The organism is Streptomyces sp. KL109B, from assembly GCF_030766935.1.
Taxonomy (GTDB): domain Bacteria; phylum Actinomycetota; class Actinomycetes; order Streptomycetales; family Streptomycetaceae; genus Streptomyces.
This window is the reverse complement of sequence record NZ_JASERL010000001.1, coordinates 1,068,130-1,086,643: the sequence shown is the minus strand read 5'-3', so window position 1 is coordinate 1,086,643 and position 18,514 is coordinate 1,068,130. Positions and strand designations below refer to the sequence as shown.

Here is an 18,514-nt window from a genome sequence, read left to right as displayed (position 1 = left end):
GACGACGTCCGGGCCTCGCGGAAAGGGCCGGTGGACGAGGGCCCGCCCGCCGCGGCCCGCGCCGCCACCTCCTCCCCGCAGGCCCCGAGCCGAGCGAGGGAGAGCCTCCACGTGACCATCGCGCCGCCCGCCGAACCGGTCTCAGCCACACCCGAGGACGGCCCGGGTGCAGCACTGCTGCGCACCCTGACGGACCTCACCGTCGACCTCCCCGACGCCGACCCCGGCAGAATCGCGGCCGCCGCGCTGCGCGGGCGAAGCGCGCACGCCGACGAGGCCGAGCTGCGCGATCTCGCCACCGAGGCCGCGGCCGGACTGATCTCGGAGGACCCGGACTACTCCCGGCTCGCCGCCCGCCTGCTCACCCGCTCCATCGCCTCCGAGGCCGCCTCGCAGGGCGTCACGAGCTTCACCGAGTCGGTCGCGGTCGGCCACCGCGAGGGCCTGATCGCGGACCGTACGGCCGGATTCGTCCGCGTACACGCCACCCGCCTCGACGCCCTCGTCGACACCACCGCCGACGACCGCTTCGGCTACTTCGGCCTGCGCACCCTGCACAGCCGCTACCTGCTGCGCCACCCGATCACCCGGCACGTCATCGAGACCCCGCAGCACTTCATGCTGCGCGTGGCGGCGGGCCTGGCCGAGGACGACAGCGTCCGCGCTCTCGACGAAGTGGCCGCGCTGTACGGCCTGATGAGCCGCCTCGACTACCTCCCCTCCTCCCCCACCCTCTTCAACTCCGGCACCCGCCACCCCCAGATGTCGAGCTGCTACCTCCTCGACTCCCCACTCGACGAGCTCGACTCGATCTACGACCGCTACCACCAGGTGGCCCGCCTCTCGAAGCACGCGGGCGGCATCGGCCTCTCGTACTCCCGTATCCGCTCGCGCGGTTCGCTGATCCGCGGCACGAACGGCCACTCCAACGGCATCGTCCCGTTCCTGAAGACGCTGGACGCCTCGGTGGCGGCGGTGAACCAGGGCGGCCGCCGCAAGGGCGCGGCCGCGGTCTACCTGGAGACCTGGCACTCCGACATCGAGGAGTTCCTGGAGCTGCGCGACAACACCGGCGAGGACGCGCGCCGCACCCACAACCTGAACCTCGCGCACTGGATCCCGGACGAGTTCATGCGCCGCGTGAACGCGGACGAGCCGTGGTCCCTGTTCTCCCCGTCCGACGTGCCCGAGCTTGTCGACCTGTGGGGCGCGGAGTTCGACGCCGCGTACCGCAAGGCCGAGGCCGACGGCAAGGCGCAGAAGACGATCCCGGCCCGCGATCTGTACGGCCGCATGATGCGCACCCTCGCGCAGACCGGCAACGGCTGGCTCACCTTCAAGGACGCCGCCAACCGCACCGCCAACCAGACGGCCGAGCCCGGCCACACCGTCCACTCCTCCAACCTGTGCACGGAGATCCTGGAGGTGACGGACGACGGGGAGACGGCCGTCTGCAACCTGGGCTCGGTGAACCTCGGCGCCTTCGTCGACGTAGAGACGCACGACATCGACTGGAAGCGCCTCGACGACACCGTCCGCACGGCCGTCACGTTCCTCGACCGCGTCGTCGACATCAACTTCTACCCGACCGACCAGGCGGGCCGCTCCAACGCGCGCTGGCGCCCGGTGGGCCTGGGCGCGATGGGCCTCCAGGACGTCTTCTTCAAACTGAAGCTCCCCTTCGACTCACCCGAGGCCCGCGCCCTGTCCACCCGTATCGCGGAGCGCGTCATGCTCGCCGCGTACGAGGCGTCGACGGACCTCGCCGAGCGCAACGGCCCGTTGCCCGCCTGGGAGAAGACGCGTACGGCACGCGGCGTCCTGCACCCGGACCACTACGACGTCCAGCTCACCTGGCCGGAGCGCTGGGCGGCACTGCGCGCACGCATCGCCTCGGTCGGCATGCGCAACTCGCTGCTGCTGGCGATCGCGCCGACGGCGACCATCGCCTCCATCGCCGGCGTCTACGAGTGCATCGAGCCACAGGTCTCCAACCTCTTCAAGCGCGAGACGCTGTCGGGCGAATTCCTCCAGGTGAACGCGTACCTGATCGACGAGTTGAAGCGGCTCGGCGTCTGGGACGCACAGACCCGCGAGGCACTGCGCGAGTCCAACGGCTCGGTGCAGGGCTTCACTTGGATCCCGGACGAGGTCCGCGCCCTCTACCGCACGGCCTGGGAGATCCCGCAACGCGGCCTCATCGACATGGCGGCGGCCCGCACCCCGTTCCTCGACCAGGCCCAGTCCCTCAACCTCTTCATGGAGACGCCGACCATCGGCAAGCTCTCCTCGATGTACGCGTACGCCTGGAAGTCGGGCCTGAAGACGACGTACTACCTGCGCTCGCGCCCCGCGACGCGCATCGCGCGGGCGGCCGGCAACAGCTCCACCGCCCCCGTCCCCGCACAGACCGCGACACCCGACCCCGACCCCGACCCCGACGCGGTCGCCTGCTCCCTGGAAAACCCCGAGTCCTGCGAGGCCTGCCAGTAATGAGTGACACCAAGAACCTGCTCGACCCGGGCTTCGAACTCACCCTGCGCCCCATGCGCTACCCGGACTTCTACGAGCGCTACCGGGACGCCATCAAGAACACGTGGACGGTCGAGGAGGTCGACCTCCACTCGGACGTCGCCGACCTCGCGAAGCTCAGCCCCGGCGAGCAGCACATGATCGGCCGCCTGGTCGCGTTCTTCGCGACGGGCGACTCGATCGTGGCGAACAACCTCGTCCTCACCCTCTACAAGCACATCAACTCCCCCGAAGCGCGGCTCTACTTGTCCCGCCAGCTCTTCGAGGAGGCCGTGCACGTCCAGTTCTACTTGACGCTGCTCGACACCTACCTCCCCGACCCGGAGGACCGCGCGGCCGCCTTCGCCGCCGTGGAGAACATCCCGTCCATCCGCGAGAAGGCCGAGTTCTGCTTCAAGTGGATGGACTCGGTCGAGGAGATGGACCGCCTGGAGTCCAAGGCGGACCGCCGCCGCTTCCTCCTCAACCTGATCTGCTTCGCGGCGTGCATCGAGGGCCTGTTCTTCTACGGGGCGTTCGCGTACGTCTACTGGTTCCGCAGCCGGGGCCTCCTCCACGGCCTCGCCACCGGCACCAACTGGGTGTTCCGCGACGAGACGATGCACATGTCCTTCGCCTTCGACGTCGTCGACACGGTCCGCAAGGAGGAGCCCGAGCTCTTCGACGACGCGCTGCGCACGCAGGTCACGGACATGCTGAAGGAGGCGGTCGACGCCGAGCTGCAGTTCGCCCGAGACCTGTGCGGCGAGGGCCTGCCGGGCATGAACACCGACTCGATGCGCCAGTACCTGGAGTGCGTCGCGGACCAACGCCTCCAGCGCCTCGGCTTCGCCCCGGTCTACGGCTCGGAGAACCCCTTCTCCTTCATGGAGCTCCAGGGCGTCCAGGAACTGACCAACTTCTTCGAACGCCGCGTCTCGGCCTACCAGGTCGCGGTCGAGGGCTCGGTCGGCTTCGACGAGGACTTCTGAGCGGTAGAGGCGCTACGGAGCGGTGGGCGCCGCACCCCGATATTGAGGTGCGGCGCCCACCGCCCCTTCGTCACACTTGCGGGGCATGACGGCACCCCAGGCACCCCAGGTCGCGGCCGAAGTCCTCACCTACTACTCCACCCGCTTCGACGAGCACACCCGGCTGCGCACATCCGCCGCCGGCGTGCTCGAACTCGTGCGTACGCAGGAGCTGTTGAGGCGGCACCTGCCCGCCGCGCCCGCCTCCGTGCTTGACGTGGGCGGCGGTCCCGGGACGCACGCGCGGTGGCTCGTCGAGGACGGGTACCGCGTGCGTCTCGTCGACCCCGTGGAACGGCACGTACGGGAGGCGGCGGACGCCGGGTGCGCGGTCGAGCTGGGCGATGCCCGTGCGCTGAGCGCGTCCGATTCCTCGTACGACGTGGTGCTGTTGCTCGGACCGCTGTACCACCTGCCCGAACGGGCCGACAGGGAGCGGGTGTTGGCGGAGGCGATGCGGGTGGTGCGTCCCGGTGGCCTTGTCGTGGCCGCCGGGATTCAGCGGTTCGCGGCGCTGTTCGACCACGCCTCGGTCGGGCGGGTGCACCTCGACGGGCGCGCGGAGCGCACGGGGCGGGTGCTGGCGACCGGGAGGAACGAGGGGCGGGAGTTCACCTTCGCGTACTTCCATCGGGCCGACGACCTGGCGGCGGAGGTACGGGACGCCGGGTTCGACGACACCCGGCTGTACGGGGTGGAGGGGCCCGCCGACTCGATGCTGAAGGCCGCCGAGACCGCCACCGGGCGGCAAGTGGCCCGGGAATCCGACCTGTTCGTGTCGGCTCTGGCCGCTGCCCGGCTGGCGGAGGCGCATCCTGAGTTGCTGGTCGCGAGTTCGCACTTGCTGGTCTTCGGGCGGCGGCCCGGTCAGGCCGCCTTCTCGTAGCGGGGGGCCCGGCTGTCCGCGCGCCGGGCGGCGGCCGCCTTGAGCTGGCGGTCGATGCGACGGTCGTGGGCCATCCCGTACAGGGAGGGGGCCGCCAGGAGGAGGAAGACGAAGAGGACGGTCAGGTAGTTCATCGCTGTGTTCATGGCCCCTACTCTCCGCCCGGCGGCAGCCGCGCGGCAGTGGCAGGACCGTCACCGACCCTCGAATTACTGCCACGCCTGCGGCACACTGGCGGACATGCTGAAGAACGTGGCCGCCGTGCTGCTCGACAGAGTTCACCCCTTCGAACTCGGCGTCGTCTGCGAGGTGTTCGGCCTCGACCGGAGCGAGGCCGGGCTTCCCGTGTACGACTTCGCGGCCGTCTCCGCCGCGGGTCCCACGCTCGGTACGCACGTGCCGGGCATGACGGTCTCCACCCCGTACGGCCTCGAACGACTCGACGAGGCCGACCTCATCGCGGTGCCGGCCTCGGGTGAGCCGCACGACGGGTACCCGCCGGAGCTGCTCGACGCGCTGCGGCGCGCCGTCGACCGGGGCGCGCGCGTCCTCAGCGTCTGCTCGGGGGTGTTCGCGCTCGGCGCGGCCGGGCTGCTCGACGGGCGGCGCTGCGCGGTGCACTGGCGCTACGAACGCGAGCTCGCCGTCCGCTTCCCGCGCACCCGCGTCGACCCCGACGTGCTGTACGTCGACGACGGCCCGGTCGTCACCTCCGCCGGGACGGCCGCGGGCATCGACGCCTGCCTGCACATCGTGCGGACCGAACACGGCGCCGAGGTGGCGAACGCGATCGCCCGCCGCATGGTCGTGCCCCCGCACCGCGACGGCGGGCAGGCGCAGTACGTGGAGCGCCCGCTGCCGATGACCCGGTGCGACACCGTGGGGGAGGTGCTGGCGTGGATGGACCGGCACCTGGACGAGCCGGTCACCGTGGAGGAGCTCGCGGCGCGTGCGCACATGTCGCCGCGCACCTTCGCGCGGCGCTTCCAGCAGGAGACCGGGACGACGCCGTACCGCTGGCTGCTGCGTCAACGGGTGCTGTTCGCCCAGGAGTTGCTGGAGCGCACCGACGAGACGGTGGACGCGATCGCCGCGCGCACCGGGTTCGGCAACGCGGCGGCGATGCGCCATCAGTTCATGAAGGCGCTGGGCACGACGCCCAACGCCTTCAGAAGGACCTTCCGCGTGAAGCTCGCGGGCTAGTCGGCTAGCCGCGCGCTTCGACCTTCAGCAGTGCCGCCTTCGGTTGCAGGGTGATCCCTATCCGGGCGGTGGTGTCCGTTCCGCTCGTCGGGCCCACCCGCCACCTCCGCACAACCGCCCCCAGCACCAGCGCCAGTTCGGCCATGCTGAAGTGGTCGCCGGGGCACTTGCGGTTGCCGACGCTGAACGGCGCGTGCGCCGCGGGCGTCACATCCGCGGCGCGTTCGGGCAGCCAGCGGTCGGGGTCGAACGCCAGATGGTCACGGAACGCGCGCGGGTCGCGCTGCATCGCGAGCGGGCTGTAGACGATGTCCGCCCCGGCCGGAATGCGATACCCGCCGAGCGTCGTGTCGACGGCCGCGAGCCGCGTCAGTATCCATACGGCGGGCCGTATTCGCATCGATTCGGTGAGCAGATTCCGCATATATGCGAGTTCCTTGATGTCACCGAAAGCGACCGGCCGACCACGCGTGACGGATTTCAGTTCCTCGCTCAACCGCCTTTCGTGGTCCGGGTGTTCGGCGAGGAGCTGGAAGACCCATGTCAGCGTCTTCGCCACATTCTCGGCCCCGGCCACGACGAGCGACACGACTTGGTCGTGCACCTCCTGCTCGCCGACCGGTTCACCATTCCCGTCGCGGTCGTCGAGCAATGCCGCGAGCAGGTCGTCCGGATTGTGGCCGGAAGCCGTCTGTTCCCGGCGTTCGGCGATGATCTCGTCGACCAGGCGGTGCAAATCGGCCAGCGCGTATCCGAACCGTCGATTGGCCGGAAGCGGCAGCCGGTAGAGCGGCCCGAAGGACAGGATCATCCGCCGGTACAGGCCCTCGAAGACGGTGTGCAGCGCGGCGCTGAGCCGGTCCGCCCGCTCGTCGATCGAGTCGACCCGGAGCACGGAGCGCGCCACGATCCGGGTCGCCGTACGGAACACCTCGGCGCCGATGTCGACGGTCTGCCCGTCCTCCCACCGGTCGGCCATGGCGTGCGCCTCCTGCTCCATCACGGCCGCGTACTCATGGATCCTGTCCATCCTGAACGCGGGCTGGATGGCGCGGCGTTGGCGCCGGTGCAGCGGCCCGTTGCTGGTCGCGACGCCCTTGCCGAGTAGCACGCCCATGGTGTCCCAGAGCGGCCCGCCGACCAGGAAGTCGGGGCTCTTGAGGAGCGTGGCGACCAGCTCCGGGTCGTTCACCGCGTACGCCGTCTTCGGACCGAGCTTCAGCCGGACGACCTCACCGCCGTCGCGCAAGGAGGCCAGGAAGGCCAGCGGGTCGCGCAGCAGGTTCCAGGCGTGGCCGATGAGCGGCACGCCACCGGGGGCGGGCGGCGGCTGCTCTTCGGCGGTGCTCGGCGCGGGTGCCGGCAGCGTGGAGTCGACGGTCATGTGCGCTCACCCACCTGCTGCGTCATTTCCGGTTCGGCGATTCCCGCTTCGGCGATTCCCGCTCCGGTGATTCCCGCTCCGGTGATTCCCGGTTCGGCGTCGGTGACATAGGGCGGCGTGGCCCTGTCGTCCCAACTGTCGACCCGATAACGCCCCGATTCGTGATGGAACCAGTAGACGGAGCTGAACCAGTTCCGCATGTTCCCCACGCACCGCCGAATGGCCTCCGCGAGCTCCTTTCCGTGCGGCCCCACGTTTTCCGTGACGACCGCGAGATGTTCCACCTGCCGCTCCGCGTCGAGGAATTCGTCGACGGTTCCCTGAACCCTTCGGCGTACTTCTTCGATCGCTTCGGGGAGCGAATACTCCTCGTGCCGTATGAGGCTTATCCCGAGATTGTGCAATTCATTGCCCGCGAGTTCCTTGGGCAGCGAGCACAGGTCGTTGTACCAGGCCGCGAAATCCTGGCAGGCGAGTGCCGCGCGCGCGAACGCCTCGTTTTTCCGTACCCAGGTGGGGAGTTCGTACATTGCGCTCGGCTCCAGCAGGTCGAGCCAGATCCAGTGCGCGAAGGTGTTCCTGCGCAGCGCGATGTACTCGTCGACCGACGGGACCGTGCCCGAGGTCCGGTTGCGGAACTCCTGGTCGTACGCGTCGATCACCGCGTGGAAGTGCCGGGCGAAGCGCGCGTTCCAGGTCCGGCCGAGCGTGCCGTAGAGCCTCAGCACACTGTCCGCGAAGCCCGCGACCAGCGGGTCCCTGTGGTCCAGGTGGAGCTCGGGTGCCTCGGTCGCCGCGTGCAGCTGGACGGCGAGCCGCCGCCAGCTCGCCGTCCTTCCGTGGATCACGTCGCGGTCGTGCCGGTCGTCCCAGACGAAGAACCACGCGCTGTAGTCGCAGATCGCGGCCAGCACGTCGTCGGGGGCCTCCAGGTAGTAGCCCGCCATCAGGTCCGTGTAGCGCAGCCCATCGGCGTACTTCTCGACCTTGTCCGGCGGCATCAGCCGCTTTTCGAGCAGCCAGGAGCGCGTTGTCTCCTGGAGCTTCGGCCAATACGGGTGCAGATTGCGAGGAAACGCGTCCTCGACCATCGGTAGCGCCAGCGCAGCTGGTACCGCTGTCTGTGGATAACGCACGTACAAACCCCTCTCTGCCGCGTGTGGGCGTACGCCCCTCCCGCACTGCCGGGCGCGCGCCGTTGCGTATCCCCGCGCTTTCTATTCAGCACCACAACTGACCGATGTGGGAACGGATTTGCTCCCCTCACTACCCCCGGTTACGCGATTCGTCCCCTTACATGACTGAATATGGATCACGCGCGGCTGATCCTGTTCGCACAGGCGGGCGTACGACAGCGCGTACGCGGGCACAGAAAAGCGGCGCCCGACCGGGGGGATTCCCGGACCGGACGCCGCTCGACGTCCCACTCACGTACGGCCAAGGCTCAACTTGCGTACGAATGGTGAAAGTTCTCAGTCGTTGGCGACCACGGGGTAGCGGGGCGTGCCCTCGTCCATCTGCTTCAGCGCGGCCTTGCGCTCCCGCTTCGACAGCCGGTCGATGTACAGGTACCCGTACAGGTGGTCCGTCTCGTGCTGCAGGCAGCGCGCGAAGTAGCCGGTGCCGCGCACGGTGATCGCGTTGCCCTTCTCGTCCTGCCCGGTGACCACCGCGTAGTCGGGGCGGGCGAGTTCGGCGTACGCGGTCGGTACGGACAGGCAGCCCTCGTTGGAGTCGTCGAGCCGCCGCTGCTCGGCCGGCAGCTCGCGCAGCACCGGGTTGCAGACGACCCCGGTGTGCCGCACGCCGTCGTCGTCCGGGCAGTCGTACACGAAGACCTTCAGGTCCACGCCGATCTGGTTGGCGGCGAGGCCCACGCCCTCGGCGGTGCGCTGGCTGGCGAACATGTCGTCGACGAGCTTCGCGAGCTCGTCGTCGAACTCGGTGACGTCCTTGCACTCCTTGTGCAGCACCGGGTTCCCGACGACGGTGATCGGCCGCGACGTACCACGCTCCCGGTACGCCGCCTCCCGCGCCTCGCAGTCCTCGCTGTCGACGACAAACCCCTCGTCATCCACGGGAAGCACGCCGGCGTGCTGCTGATCGGTGTCCTGCTGAGCCATGGGGGACGATTGCCTTCCTGGGAATACGAGGGTCGAACCTCTACAGGGTACGGGGGCACTCAGGGGCGCGGGGCTGTGTCCATTTGCAGCTCCGCTGCGGGGCGCAATCTTTTAAGGGGGTCCGGGGGCGCAGCCCCCGGGGACGGGACGGGAAGGGGCGGCGGGGGCGGCCTCCAGGAACCAGCCCCGCACCCACCCGCAGCTAACAGACCTCTTCGAGATCCCGCCAGTCCCGCGAATCCGGCGAGTCGGCGACCCACCCGTCGAGCAACCCCCGCACCAACGACGCCGGCGCAGCCACCCCACACTCCCGCTCCGGCACCCACAACTGCCCATCGGTCCGATGCCCGAGCGGCCCCGGATGCCCCGGCTCACTGTGATCGTGCGGATCGAGATGCGTCCCGTCCCCCTCGTCGGACGGCATCCGCGACTCGGAACACGTCCGGCACAGCAACCGCACGGACGACGACCAGTCCTCCGCGGCGAACCCCGCATCGGCGGCCAACCGCTCCAACGCGTCCCGGTCCGCCTCGGTGGCCGCCTCCAGCAGCACCACCCACGTCGGCACCGGCGAAGGCGCCCACAGCTCGATCTCGTCGAACACCGGATACGAGTGCCCGGTCGCCGTGGTCCGCTCCCCGTGCGGCACCCCGTCGTGCAGCACGACCTCGCCCCAGCGCCGCCCGGACGACGGCAGCGGAATGGAGAGCACCTCGATCCGCGCGGGGTCGAGCCTGCGCCCCCACACCACCTCGGCCTCGCCCTCCGGCGACAGCCGCACGGCGGCGCTCCCGAGGTCCATCCCGGTCGGCTCCCCGGCGGCCGCGGCGCCACCGGGCACCTTCAGCCCGTACGCCTGCCAGGCCCTGCGCGCGAGCGGCCAGTCCTGGAGCGCGGTGGCGGCGATGCCGACGTTCCACCAGTCCGGCGCCCCGTTCTCCTTCTCCAGGAGCGCGACGGCCCGCAGACCCGTGGTGCGGGCCTGCTCCCAGTCGTGCCGGAACTTGTGCAGCAGCGCGAGGTTGAACCAGGACTCCGACAGCCACGGCTCCAGGTCGGCGGCGCGCGTGAGCAGCGCTCCCGCGTCCTCGTACCGGCCGTCGCCGATCAGCGTGAACGCGCGATCCGTGGCCTGCCGCCAGGAGGCGGAGGGCCGGTGCCGTCCCTTGCCGAAGATCCTCACGATTCCCGCCTGCCGATACTCGAGGCCTGTGCCCCCGGACGCCGAGCCTTCCGCGTGCCTTGCGTGCTGTGCCTTGCGTGTCCGTGCCTTGCTTCGCATCCAACCACGTACGGTCGGACGACCGCTCATTACCCATGGGTTACCCCACCGACCCTAGGCTCAGACCGGCCTTGGAAACCACTCTGGCCAGCGCTTCCACGACCTCCGGCTGGTGGTCGCGGCCCGTGGCCAGACGCAGGCTTTCCAGCGCCCTGAGCGGCCCCTGAGGTCCCTGTTCCCTGGCCATCTCGTCGTACGCGTTCGCTGTCCGCACAATCCGGGCGGTGAGCGGCTGCTCACGGTACGGGTCGGCCTGCCGCTCGACCACCACGGCGACGTGCGGGTCCACGCCGGTCTGCCGGACGACGGCGCCGCCGAGGAGCGCGATCCGGCGCTGCTGGGCTGGCGGCAGCGCGGCGGTGGCCCCTTCGGCGACGGGGTCGACGAGCGAGAGCTGCCCGATGTCGTGCATCAGCGCGGCGTACTCGAGGACCGTGAGATCCGCCCCGGAAACCCCCAGGTCACGCCCCATGGCCCGGCTGAGCGCGGCGACGCGGCGGGCGTGGCCGTGCGGGGTGTAGCCGGCGATCTCGGTGGCGCGGGCCAGTGAGGTGATGGTCTGCCGGTACGTGGCCTTGACCACGGAGTACCTGCGGAACGCCAACTGGGTGAGCAGCAGCGGCAGGCTGATCAGGGGCAGCGCCCACAGCCCGAGGACGGCGACGGCGAGCGCCATGACGGCGCCCGTCGCGCACACGGCGGAGCCGATCCCGAGCATCGCCCGCAACTCGTCGCGCAGCAGCGGCCCGAACGGCCACCGGGTCCTGGCGTGCGCCATGGCGGCGGCGAGCACGGCGTCGCACAACGCGGTAAGGGTCAGCAGCCCCACCATCAACAGCGCGTAGTACGCCCCGTCGCCGACCCACTCCTCCAACACGCCTTCGTTGTAGAGCGGTTGGAAGCAGACGGCGGCGAACCCGACGGTGAGCACGCGGCGCGCGACGTGGTCGAGCGGGGAGCCCTTGCCGCGGGCCACGTGCGGTACGCAGCCGACGAGCGCGCCGGCGACGACGACCGCGACGACCTGGAGTACGCCGTGGTGCGTGGGCCGTCCGGCCACCTCGCCGAGCAGTGCGTACGCGAGTGCGCCCGCGGCTCCGAGCGGTGCGGCCTCGCGCTCCTCGCCGCCGCCCCATCGGGCCAGTTCCCCCACGGCGACGAACGCCCCGAACGCCAGGGCGTTCCCCGGTTCGACGACGCCGTGCGCCACGGTGTCGCCGAGGGCGACCAACGCGACCGCCACGGCGACCCCGTACACGACCCCGATCCCCCACCTACCCGTCCCTCTCACGCCCCACCACCCCAACGCCCCGGGGCTCCGCCCCGAACCCCGCTGCTCAATCGCCGCAGGGGCTCGAAAGACACAACCAACGCCACCCCCACCTCAAGCAATCCGCCACCACCGGCTCCCCACCCGTAGCGGTCGGCGCCCCACGCCTTGGGCAATCTGCCGCCAAGGGCGGCAGGGTGGGCAAGGCGGCCCCCGGTGCGGGCAGCACCCTCGGTGGGCGCCGACCCCGTCGCAGGCAGCCGCCCGGTGCCGCGGAGCGAACCCGTCGCAGGCAGCCGCCCGATGCCGCGGAGCGAACCCGTCGCAGGCAGCCGCCCGGTGCCGCGGAGCGAACCCGTCGCAGGCAGCCGCCCGGTGCCGCGGAGCGGAGGCGTCACCTCGGTGCCGCCGGCGGCGGCACCGCGACACCACTTTCCCGCCGCGCCGCAGGCACCACCTCGTCCGCCGTCACCACGGGAGACCACCCCTCCCGCCGAAGCACCCGCACAAACGCCCCCACCATCACCGGATCGAACTGCGACCCCGCACACCGCTCCAGTTCCGCCAACGCCACCGCCACCGGCCTCGCCCGCGAGTACGTCCGCGTAGAAGTCATCGCGTCGAACGCGTCCGCCACCGCCACCACCCGCGCGAACTCCGGAATCTGCGAACCCACAAGCCCGTACGGATACCCGCTCCCGTCGAGCCGCTCGTGGTGATGGAGAATCGCCGACCGCGCCTCCCCGAGGAACGCGATCCCGCGCACCATCTCGTGCCCGTACTCCGGGTGCAGCTGAATGACCTCCCGCTCCTGAGGCGTGAGCGGCCCGTCCTTGCGCAACAACCGCGTGGGCACCCCGAGTTTCCCCACGTCGTGCAGGATCCCGGCGAACCGCAGCGCCTCGACCCGCTCCCCCTCCATCCCGAGCTCGCGCGCGATCATCATGGACGCCTGCCCGACCCGCTCACTGTGCCCGCGCGTGTACCCGTCCTTGATGTCGACGGCCTGCACGAGCGCCCGGATCGTGGCCTGGTGGGCCGCCCGCTCCCGCTGGTACTGGGCGAACACCCAGCAGGAGATGTACATCGGCAGCAGCACGAGCAGCGCGGCGACGGGCCCGTACGAACTCGTCCACATCATCGCCATCACAAGCCCGGCGAGCCCGTGCGCGGCCACCGGCGCGAGCATCCGCAGGAACAGGCCCCGCCAGGCGCCGCGCACCGGCACCCGCTCGGCGGTGGCCAGCACGCCCCCGTCGAGCACCGTGAGCACGGCGCAGAACACGAGGACGGCGGCGCCGCCGGGCACGAGCACGTACGGGAGTCGCGGCCCCGGGTCGGCGGCGACCGCCTCGGGCCCGCCGAGCGCGCCGAAGATCCGCGCCGAGGCCCAGGCGGCGAGGGCGAGTTGGGCCGCGCGCCACACCTTGCGCAGCCATACGGGCCGCTGCTCGACCCGCGCGAGCAGGGCGCCCGGCACGGCGACGAGCGCGGCGGCCGCGGGCGGCAACAGGAAGGCCCCGGCGAGCAGTACGGGAAAGAACGTCCCCATGCCCCGGGGCGCGCGCCGCCCGAGGAATCGGAAGCGGCCGACCTGCTCGCACCCCGCGTAGAGGCAGGCGAGCAGCCCGACGCGGAGCCACGAGGAGTCGGTGGAGAACAGGGCCGGCGCGGCGCAGACGGCGGCGAGACCGGCGGTCAGGAGCACATACGCGCGGGCCACAGGCGGAACCGACCGCATGACCCAACTCCCTCCCCAAGGCGTCCAGTTCACGGAGAATAGGACGCCCGGGAAGGCGCTCGCGGCGCATCAGGGGGATTGCCGGGGCCACGGGCCCCGGATTCGCACGATCGGGTGAACAAAGCCCCGATCACCGTTCAGGCGAGGGGCTTGCCCAGGCCGTCCTCGGGCGTGGCCTCTCCCGAGCGGATCAGATCGATCCGGCCCATGACCTTGGCCCGCAGATCGGTCGGCACGTCGTCATGCCCGCAGCACCGCTTCACCAGCTTCTTCACGGCCTGCTCCAGGCCGTACTTCTCCAGGCACGGGGAGCACTCCTCGAAGTGCACCTCGAACTTGGTGCAGTCACTGTCCGGCATCTCGTGGTCGAGGAACTCGTAGAGATGGTCCAGGACTTCCGCGCAGTCCGTCTCGTGCGGCTCTCCGCAGCTCATGAGCCCGAGCCTTTCGCTTCGTTCGCCTGACCGGCACCGGCCGGGACGAGCCCGCGGTCACGGGCGTAGTCCTCGAGCATGCCGCGCAACTGGCGACGGCCACGGTGCAGCCGGGACATCACCGTACCGATAGGTGTACCCATGATGTCCGCGATCTCCTTGTACGCAAAGCCCTCTACGTCGGCGAGATAGACCGCGATGCGGAATTCCTCGGGGATCGCCTGCAGCGCCCTCTTCACGTCCGAGTCGGGCAGGTGGTCGAGCGCCTGCGACTCGGCGGAGCGCAGACCGGTCGACATGTGCGACTCGGCCCGGGCCAGCTGCCAGTCCTCGATCTCCTCGGCGGCACTGCGCTGGGGCTCGCGCTGCTTCTTGCGGTACGAGTTGATGAAGGTGTTCGTCAGGATCCGGTACAGCCACGCCTTGAGGTTCGTGCCCTCGCGGAACTGGTGGAACGAGGCGTACGCCTTCGCGTACGTCTCCTGTACCAGGTCCTCGGCGTCGGCCGGATTGCGCGTCATGCGCAGGGCGGCCGAATACATCTGGTCGAGGAATTCCAGCGCGTCCCGCTCGAAGCGCGCGTTGCGCTCGGCGGCGCTCTCCCCGTTCCCGGGGCCCTCGGGGCGCTCCTCCGCCTGGCCGTGCTCGGTCCCTGCGTCGGTCCCTGTGACCGGACCCACCTCCTCAAGCGACGTCGCGGGGACGAACGAGACCCCGCTCGAATCGGAGGATAGACGACGATCCGGTCCGCCCGCCGCCCGAACAGGAGCGGTCTTGGCCGCGCTCAGCACGCTCCACTCCAGGTCAGGAGCGGTGGCACGGCTGGGGCAAGCGACTGAACCCATGCGGCGGACTTCCTCTCGTACGAACTGTGTGCACCGACAGTCCGCACAACAGTCGTCCCGCTCTCAACATTCCCGGCCGCTAGACGAGTGACCGGGTCCACTTCGTGACGGCGTCGGTGATGACGGCCAGTGCCTCGTCCTGGGTGAGGTCCGCCCGCTTCGGAACGGCGAAGCCGTGGTCCCCGTAGGGGACTTCGGTGAGTTCGTACGCGCTGCCCTCCGGGAACTCGGCGGGCTTGCCGAACGGGTCGTTGCCGCCCTGCACGACGAGTGTCGGCACCCCCGCCCCGAGCAACTCATCGGCCCGCGACTTCTCCGGCTTGCCCGGCGGGTGCAGCGGGAAACTGAGCGCGAGCACGGCGGCGGCGCCGAGTTCACCGGCGGTACGGCAGGCGACGCGCGCGCCGGCGCTCCGCCCTCCGGCGACCACCGGCAGCCCCGGCTTCTCCAGCGCGGGCCAGATCCCCCGCCACCCCTTGTCGAGCGTCTTCGGCGCGGGCGCCAACTTCTTCCCGGCCACCCGCCACGGCTGCTCGACGAGCGCGACGCTCACGCCGTGGGCGGGGAGGGCGGCGGCGAGGGCCTGGAGGTCGCGTGCCTCGATCCCGCCGCCGGCCCCATGACTCACGGCCAGCACCAGCTTTGCCTGCTCGGCGACGTGCCAGGTGATCCGGGCATCGCCGACTTCCGTGGAAACGATCTCGCTACGTGTCACGGAGTCATGGTGCACCGAAATCAAGCCCCGCCGGCGATTGAGGCGCGGGGTCCGGGGCAGAGCCCCGAGTCGCCAACCACGGCTCACCGCACACGGTTCAGAAGAGCGTCCCCTCCTCCGGCCCCTCCAACTCCTTCAACAACTCCGGCCCGTTGTTGCGCACATTGCTCACCGCCGTCGACACGGGATACGCCCGCATCAGCCCCTCCGGAGGAGGGACAAGGAGCGTACGAAGATCCTCGACATCGGTACGGCCCGGGTCGAGCCAGTCGTCCCACCGCTCCGGCGTCAGCATCAACGGCATCCGCGGATGAATGTCGGCGAGCGACCTAGGCCCCTCCGCCGGAGCCACCCCCAGCGGCGCCGTCTCCGCCTCCGTAGTGATCACGGAGCACGTCACCCACCACGCCAGCGGATGCTCGTCCGGCAACGTCCGGTCCCGCCAGAACTCGTACAGCCCCGCCATCGCGAACACCGACCCGTCCGCCGGCGTCACGAAGTACGGCTGCTTTCGCGGCCGCTTCTTCTTGCCCTCGACCTCCAGGTCGCGCTCACCGGCCGCGGTCACCCACTCGTAATAGCCGTCGGCGGGCAGGATGCAGCGCCGCGTGGAGAAGGCCCGCCGGTACGAGGGCTTCTCGTGTACGGTCTCGGCCCGCGCGTTGATCATGCGGGCGCCGCCCTCCGGGGTCTTGGACCACGACGGCACCAGGCCCCACTTGAGCTTGCGCAACTGGCGAACCGGACGGGGGTCGTCGGCGTCCTTAACAGGGCGGTCCAGCACCGCGTAGACCTCCTTAGTAGGAGCCACGTTGAAGTCGGCCTCATAGGCCTCCTCCGGCTCCCACTTCTCGATCTCAAAGATTCCTGCGAGATCCTCGGGCCTACGACTCGATGCATACCGTCCGCACATACGTGCCACAGTGCCAGATGCCGACCCGCCGCCGAACCCGAAACCGAACTCGAACGGGAGCAGCCTAACCACATGGACGCCAGCCTCTGGGACCGGATCTTCGGGACCCAGTCCGACCCCGACCAGTGGGTGACCTTCGCCACCGGCGTCGTCGCACTCGCCGCGATCCTCCCGCACAACGTCTGGCGGCTGACCCGCAACGCCATCACCATCGCGCACGAGGGCGGCCACGGACTGGTCGCGCTGCTCATGGGCCGCAGGCTCGACGGCATCCGGCTGCACTCGGACACCAGCGGCCTCACCGTCAGCCGGGGCAAGCCGAGCGGGCTCGGCATGGTGCTGACCGCTGCGGCCGGGTACACGGCGCCGCCGCTGCTCGGCCTCGGCGGCGCCGCGCTGCTCTCCGACGGGCACATCACGCTGCTGCTGTGGCTGGCCACGGCGCTGCTCGTGGCGATGCTCGTGATGATCAGGAACGCGTACGGGGTACTGACCGTGGTCGTCACGGGCGGCGCGTTCGTGCTCGTGTCCTGGCTCGCGGGGCCGCAGGTGCAGGCGGCGTTCGCGTACACCGTGGTCTGGTTCCTGCTGCTGGGCGGCGTACGGCCCGCGTTCGAGCTGCAGCGCAAGCGTCGCAGGGGTGGAGCGGGCGACTCGGACGCCGACCAGCTCTCGCGCCTCACGCACGTCCCCGCGGGCATGTGGCTGTTTTTCTTCCACGCCGTCTCACTGTGCTCACTGCTGGGCGGGGGTCGCTGGCTGCTGGGGCTGTGAGCAGGTGGGTTCGCGTGGGCCTACTAGAGTTGGGGCATGACCACGAACCCGGCCCACACCGCCCTCTGGCCCGCCCCCGTCGCTGGCGGAGCCGTCGACGCGACTGTTCAGGTGCCGGGCTCCAAATCCGTCACCAACCGGGCGCTCGTCCTTGCCTCGCTCGCCGCCGAGCCGGGCTGGCTGCGCCGCCCGCTGCGCTCCCGCGACACCCTGCTGATGGCGGGTGCGCTGCGCGCGCTCGGCGTGGGCATCGAGGAGACGGTGTCTTCGAGCTCCTCCGTCGCGGGGGGTCCCGACGGCTCCGGTGAGGCGTGGCGGGTCATCCCGTCCGGGCTCCAGGGCCCGGCCACGGTCGACGTCGGCAACGCGGGCACCGTGATGCGCTTCCTGCCGCCGGTCGCCACGCTCGCCGACGGGGAGATCCGCTTCGACGGCGACCCCCGTTCGTACGAGCGTCCGCTGCACGGCGTGATCGACGCGCTGCGCGCGCTCGGCGCCCGCATCGACGACGAGGGGCGGGGCGCGCTCCCGCTGACGGTGCACGGCGGCGGCGCCTTGGAGGGCGGCCCGGTCGAGATCGACGCCTCGTCGTCCTCCCAGTTCGTGAGCGCCCTGCTCCTCTCCGGGCCGCGCTTCAACCAGGGCGTCGAGGTACGGCACACCGGCTCGGCGCTGCCCTCCATGCCGCACATCCGCATGACGGTCGACATGCTGCGCGAGGTCGGCGCCCAGGTCGACACCCCGGAGTCGGGCGGCGAGCCGAACGTGTGGCGGGTCACACCGGGCGCCCTCCTCGGCCGCGACATCACCATCGAGCCGGACCTCTCGAACGCCCAGCCGTTCCTGGCTGCGGCCCTGGTCACCGGCGGCAAGGTCACCATCCCGGACTGGCCGGAGCGCACCACGCAGCCCGGCGACGCGCTGCGCGACATCTTCACGCGGATGGGCGGCAGCTGCGAACTGACCGAGCGCGGACTCGAGTTCACCGGCTCCGGCTCGGTCCACGGCATCGACGTCGACCTGAGCGAGGTCGGGGAGCTGACCCCCGGCATCGCCGCCGTCGCCGCCCTCGCCGACTCCCCCTCCACGCTGCGCGGCGTCGCCCATCTGCGGCTGCACGAGACGGACCGGCTCGCCGCGCTCACCAAGGAGATCAACGAGCTGGGCGGCGACGTCACGGAGACCGCCGACGGCCTGCACATCAGCCCGCGCCGGCTGCACGGCGGGATCTTCCACACGTACGACGACCACCGCATGGCCACCGCGGGCGCGATCATCGGCCTCGCGGTGAAGGACGTACAGATCGAGAACGTGGCGACGACGGCGAAGACGCTGCCGGACTTCCCGGAGATGTGGGCCGCGATGCTCGGGACCGAGATGGCCGGGGCGGACAGGCCGTAGG

General features: G+C 70.7%; 17 protein-coding genes. 6 read left to right on the top strand and 11 right to left on the bottom strand.

The window, feature by feature from the left end; translation table 11 throughout:
• The first annotated feature begins 111 nt into the window (after window positions 1-111).
• The 3 genes from RBJ65_RS05140 to RBJ65_RS05130 all read left to right on the top strand — a co-directional run bounded on the left by RBJ65_RS05140 (window position 112) and on the right by RBJ65_RS05130 (window position 4,428).
• Window positions 112-2,493: a ribonucleoside-diphosphate reductase subunit alpha gene (locus RBJ65_RS05140; protein WP_306323407.1), complete on the top strand. Its 2,382-nt coding sequence runs from the start codon at window positions 112-114 to the stop codon at window positions 2,491-2,493.
• Entirely contained in the window at window positions 2,493-3,503 is a 1,011-nt protein-coding gene (locus RBJ65_RS05135) for a ribonucleotide-diphosphate reductase subunit beta (RefSeq protein ID WP_306323406.1), read from the top strand. The genes RBJ65_RS05140 and RBJ65_RS05135 overlap by 1 nt, the downstream gene beginning before the upstream one ends.
• An 85-nt stretch (window positions 3,504-3,588) precedes the next feature.
• Entirely contained in the window at window positions 3,589-4,428 is an 840-nt protein-coding gene (locus tag RBJ65_RS05130; protein WP_306323405.1) for a bifunctional 2-polyprenyl-6-hydroxyphenol methylase/3-demethylubiquinol 3-O-methyltransferase UbiG, read from the top strand.
• Here RBJ65_RS05130 and RBJ65_RS05125 read toward each other — a convergent pair.
• Window positions 4,410-4,574: a hypothetical protein gene (locus tag RBJ65_RS05125; protein WP_306323404.1), complete on the bottom strand. Its 165-nt coding sequence runs from the start codon at window positions 4,572-4,574 to the stop codon at window positions 4,410-4,412. The genes RBJ65_RS05130 and RBJ65_RS05125 overlap by 19 nt on opposite strands.
• A 94-nt stretch (window positions 4,575-4,668) precedes the next feature.
• Between RBJ65_RS05125 and RBJ65_RS05120 the strand changes: the two genes are divergently transcribed.
• Complete coding sequence (locus RBJ65_RS05120; protein ID WP_306323402.1) at window positions 4,669-5,631, top strand: GlxA family transcriptional regulator; 963 nt, start codon at window positions 4,669-4,671, stop codon at window positions 5,629-5,631.
• Between the two features lie 4 nt (window positions 5,632-5,635).
• Here the strand turns inward: RBJ65_RS05120 and RBJ65_RS05115 are convergent, their stop codons facing one another.
• The 10 genes from RBJ65_RS05115 to RBJ65_RS05070 all read right to left on the bottom strand — a co-directional run bounded on the left by RBJ65_RS05115 (window position 5,636) and on the right by RBJ65_RS05070 (window position 16,338).
• The gene (locus RBJ65_RS05115; protein ID WP_306323401.1) at window positions 5,636-7,015 is read right to left on the bottom strand and encodes a cytochrome P450; all 1,380 of its coding nucleotides are present in this window, start codon (window positions 7,013-7,015) and stop codon (window positions 5,636-5,638) included.
• Window positions 7,012-8,106 (bottom strand): multidrug MFS transporter, encoded by a 1,095-nt coding sequence (locus tag RBJ65_RS05110; protein WP_306323400.1) that lies wholly within the window; start codon window positions 8,104-8,106, stop codon window positions 7,012-7,014. The genes RBJ65_RS05115 and RBJ65_RS05110 overlap by 4 nt, the downstream gene beginning before the upstream one ends.
• Window positions 8,107-8,487: 381 nt before the next feature.
• A complete protein-coding gene (def, locus tag RBJ65_RS05105; RefSeq protein WP_306323399.1) occupies window positions 8,488-9,138 on the bottom strand; it encodes a peptide deformylase in 651 nt (216 codons plus the stop codon).
• Window positions 9,139-9,340: 202 nt separating this feature from the next.
• Window positions 9,341-10,321, bottom strand: coding sequence for a tetratricopeptide repeat protein (locus RBJ65_RS05100; protein ID WP_306323398.1), 981 nt, complete (start codon window positions 10,319-10,321; stop codon window positions 9,341-9,343).
• A gap of 139 nt (window positions 10,322-10,460) precedes the next feature.
• Window positions 10,461-11,663 carry an HD-GYP domain-containing protein gene (locus tag RBJ65_RS05095; RefSeq protein WP_372341448.1) on the bottom strand — a complete coding sequence of 401 codons (1,203 nt, stop codon included), beginning with the start codon at window positions 11,661-11,663 and terminating at the stop codon, window positions 10,461-10,463.
• Window positions 11,664-12,084: 421 nt separating this feature from the next.
• On the bottom strand, window positions 12,085-13,431 hold the full coding sequence (locus tag RBJ65_RS05090; RefSeq protein ID WP_306323397.1) for an HD-GYP domain-containing protein: 1,347 nt from the start codon (window positions 13,429-13,431) through the stop codon (window positions 12,085-12,087).
• Between the two features lie 137 nt (window positions 13,432-13,568).
• Window positions 13,569-13,865: a mycothiol system anti-sigma-R factor gene (gene rsrA / locus RBJ65_RS05085; protein WP_306323396.1), complete on the bottom strand. Its 297-nt coding sequence runs from the start codon at window positions 13,863-13,865 to the stop codon at window positions 13,569-13,571.
• A complete protein-coding gene (sigR, locus tag RBJ65_RS05080; RefSeq protein WP_306323395.1) occupies window positions 13,862-14,545 on the bottom strand; it encodes an RNA polymerase sigma factor SigR in 684 nt (227 codons plus the stop codon). The genes rsrA and sigR overlap by 4 nt, the downstream gene beginning before the upstream one ends.
• A 244-nt stretch (window positions 14,546-14,789) precedes the next feature.
• Window positions 14,790-15,425 (bottom strand): alpha/beta family hydrolase, encoded by a 636-nt coding sequence (locus RBJ65_RS05075; RefSeq protein WP_306323394.1) that lies wholly within the window; start codon window positions 15,423-15,425, stop codon window positions 14,790-14,792.
• Between the two features lie 97 nt (window positions 15,426-15,522).
• On the bottom strand, window positions 15,523-16,338 hold the full coding sequence (locus RBJ65_RS05070) for an SOS response-associated peptidase (RefSeq protein ID WP_306323393.1): 816 nt from the start codon (window positions 16,336-16,338) through the stop codon (window positions 15,523-15,525).
• 72 nt (window positions 16,339-16,410) lie between these two features.
• Between RBJ65_RS05070 and RBJ65_RS05065 the strand changes: the two genes are divergently transcribed.
• Window positions 16,411-17,112, top strand: a complete 702-nt coding sequence (locus RBJ65_RS05065; RefSeq protein WP_306323392.1) for a M50 family metallopeptidase — start codon at window positions 16,411-16,413, stop codon at window positions 17,110-17,112.
• Between the two features lie 36 nt (window positions 17,113-17,148).
• Window positions 17,149-18,513: a 3-phosphoshikimate 1-carboxyvinyltransferase gene (gene aroA, locus RBJ65_RS05060; protein WP_306323391.1), complete on the top strand. Its 1,365-nt coding sequence runs from the start codon at window positions 17,149-17,151 to the stop codon at window positions 18,511-18,513.
• Window position 18,514 lies beyond the last annotated feature (1 nt).

Excerpts from the sequence above, each read along its gene's own strand:
- RBJ65_RS05135 (WP_306323406.1), top strand. The coding sequence starts at position 2,493 with ATGAGTGACACCAAGAACCTGCTCGACCCGGGCTTCGAACTCACCCTG.
- RBJ65_RS05130 (WP_306323405.1), top strand. The coding sequence starts at position 3,589 with ATGACGGCACCCCAGGCACCCCAGGTCGCGGCCGAAGTCCTCACCTAC.
- RBJ65_RS05125 (WP_306323404.1), bottom strand. The coding sequence starts at position 4,574 with ATGAACACAGCGATGAACTACCTGACCGTCCTCTTCGTCTTCCTCCTC.
- RBJ65_RS05120 (WP_306323402.1), top strand. The coding sequence starts at position 4,669 with ATGCTGAAGAACGTGGCCGCCGTGCTGCTCGACAGAGTTCACCCCTTC.
- RBJ65_RS05115 (WP_306323401.1), bottom strand. The coding sequence starts at position 7,015 with ATGACCGTCGACTCCACGCTGCCGGCACCCGCGCCGAGCACCGCCGAA.
- RBJ65_RS05110 (WP_306323400.1), bottom strand. The coding sequence starts at position 8,106 with ATGGTCGAGGACGCGTTTCCTCGCAATCTGCACCCGTATTGGCCGAAG.
- def (WP_306323399.1), bottom strand. The coding sequence starts at position 9,138 with ATGGCTCAGCAGGACACCGATCAGCAGCACGCCGGCGTGCTTCCCGTG.
- RBJ65_RS05090 (WP_306323397.1), bottom strand. The coding sequence starts at position 13,431 with ATGCGGTCGGTTCCGCCTGTGGCCCGCGCGTATGTGCTCCTGACCGCC.
- rsrA (WP_306323396.1), bottom strand. The coding sequence starts at position 13,865 with ATGAGCTGCGGAGAGCCGCACGAGACGGACTGCGCGGAAGTCCTGGAC.
- RBJ65_RS05070 (WP_306323393.1), bottom strand. The coding sequence starts at position 16,338 with ATGTGCGGACGGTATGCATCGAGTCGTAGGCCCGAGGATCTCGCAGGA.
- RBJ65_RS05065 (WP_306323392.1), top strand. The coding sequence starts at position 16,411 with ATGGACGCCAGCCTCTGGGACCGGATCTTCGGGACCCAGTCCGACCCC.
- aroA (WP_306323391.1), top strand. The coding sequence starts at position 17,149 with ATGACCACGAACCCGGCCCACACCGCCCTCTGGCCCGCCCCCGTCGCT.